This is a genomic window from Streptomyces sp. NPDC058231, from assembly GCF_042882275.1.
Lineage (GTDB): Bacteria > Actinomycetota > Actinomycetes > Streptomycetales > Streptomycetaceae > Streptomyces.
The window spans coordinates 23,482-29,680 of record NZ_JBHVWN010000029.1 but is presented as its reverse complement, the minus strand read 5'-3'; the positions used below and the strand labels follow the sequence as shown (position 1 = coordinate 29,680).

Below are 6,199 nucleotides of genomic sequence, written 5' to 3'. Positions count from 1 at the left end.
CGCCTACCAGGAACGCAGCGCCGTGGCGCCGCCCCGGCCGGCCCCCCTTGCGTGCCCCCGGCCCCCGCCCCGGACGCCCCCCCCCCCCCCCGGGCGGCCCCCCCCCCGACGCATGTCCTGAACCCGTCGCCCGGGTGTCGGGACCCTTCCCTCTGCGGACCGATACTAGTATGGTCCGACCATACAAAGGCCAGAGAAAAGATCGGAGAGGGTCCATGCGCATCGGACTCTTCGCCACCTGTCTGGGAGACACACTCTTCCCGGAGGCGGTGAAAGCCACCGCGGTCCTGCTCGCCCGCCTCGGCCACGACGTGGTGTTCCCGCCGGGGCAGACCTGCTGCGGCCAGATGCACATCAACACCGGCTACCAGCGCGAGCCCGTACCCCTGGTACGGAACTTCGCCGAGCAGTTCGGCGACACGTCGATCGACGCCGTCGTCATGCCGTCGGGATCCTGCGCCGGTTCGGTCCGCCATCAGCACCCGCTCGTCGCCGAGCGGTACGGGGACGCCGCGCTGCGCGCGGGCGTCGCCACCGTCAAGGCGAAGACGTACGAACTGTCGGAGTTCCTCGTCGACGTCCTGGACGTCACCCGGGTCGGCGCGTACTTCCCGCACCGCGTCACGTACCACCCCACCTGCCACTCCCTGCGGATGCTGCGCGTCGGCGAGAAGCCGCTGAAGCTGCTCCGGGCCGTCGACTCGATCGACCTGGTGGAGCTCCCCGAGGCGGACGCCTGCTGCGGGTTCGGCGGCACCTTCGCGGTGAAGAACGCCGAGACGTCCACTGCGATGCTCCAGGACAAGATGCGCCACATCGGCGCCACGGAAGCCGATGTGTGCACCGCCGGGGACTCGTCCTGTCTGATGCACATCGGCGGTGGACTCTCCCGCATCAGGTCGGGCACCCGCACCCTGCACCTCGCACAGATCCTCTCCTCCACCCGCACCTCGCCGTACGTCCTGACGGAGGCCGTCCGATGAGCAGCACCTTCCTCGGCATGCCCGCCACCCCGCCCCGCTCCCCGTACGGGACGGGCAATCTGCGCGGCGACCGGACGTTCCCCGCCGCCGCCCACGACGAGCTCCGCAACGAACAGCTCCGCCGCAACCTCGGCAGGGCCACCCGCACGATCCGGGCCAAGCGCCTCAACGTCACCGGTGAACTGCCCGACTGGGAACAGCTGCGCGACGCCGGCGCGGCCGTCAAGACCGACACCATGAACCGGCTGCCCGAACTCCTGGAGCAGCTGGAGCGGAAGGTCACCGAGCGGGGCGGCACAGTCCACTGGGCACGCGACGGCGTGGAGGCCAACGAGATCGTCGCCCGGCTCGTCCGGGCGACCGGATCGAAGGAGGTCATCAAGGTCAAGTCGATGGCCACCCAGGAGATCGGCCTCAACGAGCACCTCGAATCGATCGGCATCACCCCGTACGAGACGGACCTTGCCGAGCTCATCGTGCAGCTCGCCCACGACAAGCCGTCGCACATCCTGGTGCCGGCGATCCACCGCAACCGCGACGAGATCCGGCAGATCTTCCTCAAGGAGATCCCGGGCGTCGACCCTCGGCTCGACAACGTGCCCGCCCATCTCGCCGCCGCGGCCCGGGCCTATCTGCGCGAGAAGTTCATGACGACGAAGGTCGCGGTGTCCGGCGCCAACTTCGGTGTGGCGGAGACGGGCACGCTGGCCGTGGTCGAGTCCGAGGGCAACGGACGCATGTGCCTGACCCTGCCCGACACCCTGATCACCGTGATGGGCATCGAGAAGGTGCTGCCGCGCTACCAGGACCTGGAGGTCTTCCTCCAGTTGCTGCCGCGCTCGTCGACCGGGGAGCGGATGAACCCGTACACCTCGATGTGGACCGGCGTGACACCGGGCGACGGCCCGCAGGACTTCCATCTGATCCTCCTCGACAACGGGCGGACCGCCGCGCTCGCCGACCGGATCGGCCGTGAGGCGCTCAACTGCATCCGCTGCTCGGCCTGCCTCAACGTCTGTCCGGTCTACGAACGCGCCGGCGGCCACGCGTACGGTTCGACCTACCCCGGACCGATCGGGGCGGTCCTCACCCCGCAGCTCGCCGGGATGCACGCGGCCAAGCACGACCCCAACAGCTCGCTGCCGTACGCCTCCAGCCTCTGCGGCGCCTGCTTCGACGCCTGCCCGGTCAAGATCGACATCCCGTCGCTGCTGGTCGAGCTGCGCCACCAGGACACCGAACGGACCGGTACGACGGCGGAGAAGCTGGCGATGAAGGCGGCGGCCGGGGTGATGAAGCGGCCCTCGCTGTTCACTGCGGCCCAGAAGGCCGCGGGGATCGGGCGCGTCGTCGCGGGGCGGGACGGGAAGATCTCGCACCTGCCGCCGCCGTTCGGCGGATGGAGCGACAGCCGTGACACGGCGGCTCCGCCGAAGCAGACCTTCCGGTCGTGGCTGGCGTCCGCCGAGGGCGCCGCGACCATGCGGGCCGCCGCCGCGGAGCACGACCGGAACCAGCAGCAGGAGGAGGAGAAGTGACGACCGCTCGCGAAACGGTGCTCGGCCGGGTCCGCGACGCCCTGGCTCTCGCCCCGGCCCCGGTCACCGCCGTCCCGCGCGGCTACCGGACCGGCCGCACCCTCCCCGACGACGAGCGCCTCGCGCTCTTCACCGACCGGCTCGTCGACTACCGGGCGCAGGTGCACACCTGCACGGCCGCCCGCACCGCGGAGGTGATCGCTCAGGTGCTGGGCGAGCTCGGCGCGCGGAGGATCGGGGTGCCCGGCGGGCTCGACGCGCAGTGGCTCGGTGCGTACGACGGGGAGGTCCAGGAGGACTCCGCCGGCATTCCGGCACCCGGCCTCGACGCGCTGGACGCAGTGGTCACCGCGTCGGCCGTCGGCTGCGCCGAGACCGGCACGATCTTCCTCGACGGCTCGCCCGGCCAGGGACGGCGGGCACTCTCGCTCGTCCCCGATCTGCATGTGTGCGTCGTCGATCTGTCGGCGGTCGAGGTGGGAGTGCCGGAGGCGGTGGCACGACTGGTGCCGGAGCGGCCGACGACACTGATCAGCGGGCCGTCGGCCACGTCCGACATCGAGCTGGAACGGGTGGAGGGCGTGCACGGACCGCGCACGCTCGCGGTGGTGATCCGCGTCGACGCCTGATGCGCGGCAGGTGCGTCCGGGGACGTCGGGCCGCCTCCGTGCTCCGCGGGACACGCCCGGCTGTCCGCCGGACGGTCGTGGGACCGCCCGGCGGACGGACGGTCAGCGCTGCTCGACCGTGAGGGGGCCGAAGGCGATACGCATCGTCGCCCCACCGTCCGCCCAGACGGCCTCGACCGTGTCACCGTCCACGCTCACCCCGCTCACCGCGGTCGCGAGCGACGTCGCCTCCGGCTCGGCGGTCAGCGAGGCGAGCGACACCAGCACCGCCGTTCCCTCCGCGTCCGCGCCCAGCCTCGGCAGCACCGCCCACTGGGTGTACGCCGTGCCCTGCGGGGCCCGTATCTCGTCCCGGGTCTCCCAGCCGTGCAGGCCGTGCAGCTCGGAACGCACGGCGCCGTCCGGGCCGGTCGCCCAGCCCGTCTGCTCCACCCGCGCCCCGGCCGGCGCACCCAGGACCCGGTGCACCCGCAGCTCGTAGCGGCCGCGGACGACGGTGACGCTCTCCACCCGCATCCCCGGCACCATCGGGGGACCCGAGGTGAAGACGGGGCGGTGCCAGGAGGCGGCCCAGCCCCAGCCGTCGCCGCCTCCGGCGCCCAGCGGACGGATGCTGCGGCGGCCGCTGCGTGCTCCGGCGACGACGACGGCCAGATGGTTGTCCGCCGCGTTCGCCTTCGACGTGGGACCGGTCGCCGTGGAGTACGACTGGCGGCTGTACAGCGGATCGTCCTGCACACCCGACTCGCCCTCGTGCGGGCGGACATGGTCGCTGCCGTGGTTGTGCAGCCGCACGATGCCGTCCGCCCGGGTGGACTGGATCAGCAGACCGGGTGCCGGCAGCGCCAGTACCCGGTCGGGGCCCTCGCTGGGCGCGGGTTCCTCGGTCGCCGTCCACAGCGGGTGGCTCTCGGGAGCCAGCAGCGAGACGAAGGCCTTGGACGCCCAGTACGGGGAGGCGGGTCCCGAGTAGTTCTGGAGCGTCGCCTCGTGCGGCCCGTGCCAGCCCAGGTTCAGCAGCCCGTCGGTGCCCGTGGCGCCGCGGTCCAGGAAGTGGCGCAGCGATCCGCTGATGACCCGTCGCGAGACGCCGGGGGAGAGCGGGGTGTGCCCGGAGACGGCCCCCAGTGCGACTGCCGCTCCGGCCGCGAACCGGTAGGTCAGCGAACGCCCGAAGTGGATCGGGGCACCGTCCGCGCCGAAGAGCAGGGAGAACCCGTCGAGGTGTTCGCGCAGCCGGGAGCCGTAGCGCGCGGACAGCTCCGGGTCGCCCGACAGATGGGCGTCCAGTACCGGGTAGAGGTGCAGCGCCCAGCCGTTGTAGTGGTCGAACGCGCGGCCGTCACCGTCGGAGTACCAGCCCTGTCCGCGGTACCAGCCCTCCAGCAGGCCGAGCGCCCGCTCCTTCGCCCGGGCCGTCTCCGCGTCGCCGCGGCCCACCGACTCCAGGAACGCGGCCACGGAGTACGGGAACAGGTACCAGTTGTTCGGGGCGGGGGTGTGCCGCAGCGATCCCCGCAGCCACTCCTCGGCACGGTCCTGGACCCCGGGGTCCAGCCGGTCCCACAGCCAGGGGCGGGTCAGCCGCAGCCCGATGGCGACCGAGGCGGACTCGACCATCGGCTGGCCCTGCACATGGTGGTCGAGGATCAGCGGCCACGACTCCGGATCGTCCCGGCCCGGCGTCCGGGTGCCGGCGGCGAGCCCCTCCGCGTACCGGTCGAGCCAGCCGTGCGGGTCCTTCCCGTCCGCGCCCGCGACCCGGAACGCGGCGGCGAGGAACGTGCGGGCATAGCCTTCCAGGCCGTCCGAGCGCACCCCGGACGCGGACGGCCGCCCCGGCAGGTCGAGCAGTGCGCAGCCCGGGGTGGACCACCGCCACGCGGCCCGCAGCAGCCCGTCCGCCGCCGCCTCCCAGTGCGCCCGGGTGAAGCCGGTGTACGGGCTCAGGACGCGGTCGTCCGAGGGAAGTTCAAGAGGGGAGGTCATGCGAGGAATGCCAGCCTTTCGCGGTGTACGGGGTGGGCGAAGCCGTCGCCCGCGGCCCAGCGGCCGGCCTCGCCGACCGCCAGGTCGACCAGCCGCTGCCACTCGTTGCCCTGCGAGCCCGCCAGATGCGGAGTGATCAGGGCGTTCTCGCACTCCCAGAGCGGATGCTCCGAGGGCAGTGTGTCGGGGTCGGTGACGTCGAGGATCGCCCGGATCCGGCGCTGCCCGAGCACGTCGGTGAGCGCGTCCTGGTCGATGACGGCGCCCCGGGAGGTGTTGATCAGCACCCCGTCGGGGCGCATCGACGTGAGCAGTTCGCGGCTGACCAGACCCTGGGTGGTGGGCAGCAGCGGGGTGTGGACGCTCACCACGTCGCTCCGTGCGAAGAGTTCGGCGAGGCCGCACAGGTGCACCCCCAGCTCCTCGGCCTCCTCCCCGGAGACGTACGGATCGTGCAGCAGCACCCGCAGGTCGTACGGGCGCAGCAGCTCGACGACCCGCCGGCCGATCAGCGAGGCGGACAGGATGCCCACGGTCCGGCCGTAGTTGCCCACCTCGGCGGAGGTGCGCAGCCAGTCGTCGCGGTGGCGCGCGGCCCGGTAGTCGTGGGCCCGCTCCAGGACCCGTTTGCCGGAGAGCAGGATCATCGCGACGGTGTACTCCGCGACCGGCAGGGCGTTGGCCGCCGCGGCCGACGACACCTCGATGCCGCGTTCCCAGCAGGCCTCGGTGACGTGCCCGCGGACGCTGCCCGCCGTGTGGACGACGGCGCGCAGCCGGGGCGCCGCGGCCAGCGCCGCTTCGTCGAGCGGCGGGCAGCCCCAGCCGGTGACCAGGACCTCCGTGTCCGCGAGCGTGGCGCGGGCCCGATCGGTGGTGAAGTCGTCGAGGACGGGCGGCGGGGCGAGATCACACACCTCGGCGAACGCTGCCAGCGACCGCGGGGTGAGGAGGGCGGCCGCGGCATCCGGTTTCATGGCGACGGCGGCGCGCGGCCGCCGACGTCCGGTGGCGGTGATCGGGACGGGCGGGGTGGTGCTGGGCATCTTGCTCCTGGTAC

General features: G+C 72.8%; 5 protein-coding genes. 3 read left to right on the top strand and 2 right to left on the bottom strand.

Annotation, left to right across the window (positions count from 1 at the left end; genetic code table 11):
• Positions 1-215 precede the first annotated feature (215 nt).
• From ACFVXE_RS20340 to ACFVXE_RS20330, 3 genes are read left to right on the top strand one after another with little or no spacing between them, the layout of a single operon-like run.
• On the top strand, positions 216-983 hold the full coding sequence (locus tag ACFVXE_RS20340) for a (Fe-S)-binding protein (protein ID WP_389672773.1): 768 nt from the start codon (positions 216-218) through the stop codon (positions 981-983).
• The gene (locus tag ACFVXE_RS20335) at positions 980-2,521 is read left to right on the top strand and encodes a LutB/LldF family L-lactate oxidation iron-sulfur protein (protein WP_389672772.1); all 1,542 of its coding nucleotides are present in this window, start codon (positions 980-982) and stop codon (positions 2,519-2,521) included. Before ACFVXE_RS20340 ends, ACFVXE_RS20335 begins: the two co-directional genes overlap by 4 nt.
• A complete protein-coding gene (locus ACFVXE_RS20330) occupies positions 2,518-3,150 on the top strand; it encodes a lactate utilization protein C (RefSeq protein ID WP_389672770.1) in 633 nt (210 codons plus the stop codon). The genes ACFVXE_RS20335 and ACFVXE_RS20330 overlap by 4 nt, the downstream gene beginning before the upstream one ends.
• 102 nt (positions 3,151-3,252) lie before the next feature.
• On the opposite strand, the gene ACFVXE_RS20325 is transcribed toward ACFVXE_RS20330, so the two are convergent.
• Positions 3,253-5,139, bottom strand: coding sequence for a DUF2264 domain-containing protein (locus tag ACFVXE_RS20325; protein ID WP_389672768.1), 1,887 nt, complete (start codon positions 5,137-5,139; stop codon positions 3,253-3,255).
• Entirely contained in the window at positions 5,136-6,185 is a 1,050-nt protein-coding gene (locus tag ACFVXE_RS20320; RefSeq protein ID WP_389672766.1) for a hydroxyacid dehydrogenase, read from the bottom strand. The genes ACFVXE_RS20325 and ACFVXE_RS20320 overlap by 4 nt, the downstream gene beginning before the upstream one ends.
• Between the last annotated feature and the right edge of the window lie 14 nt (positions 6,186-6,199).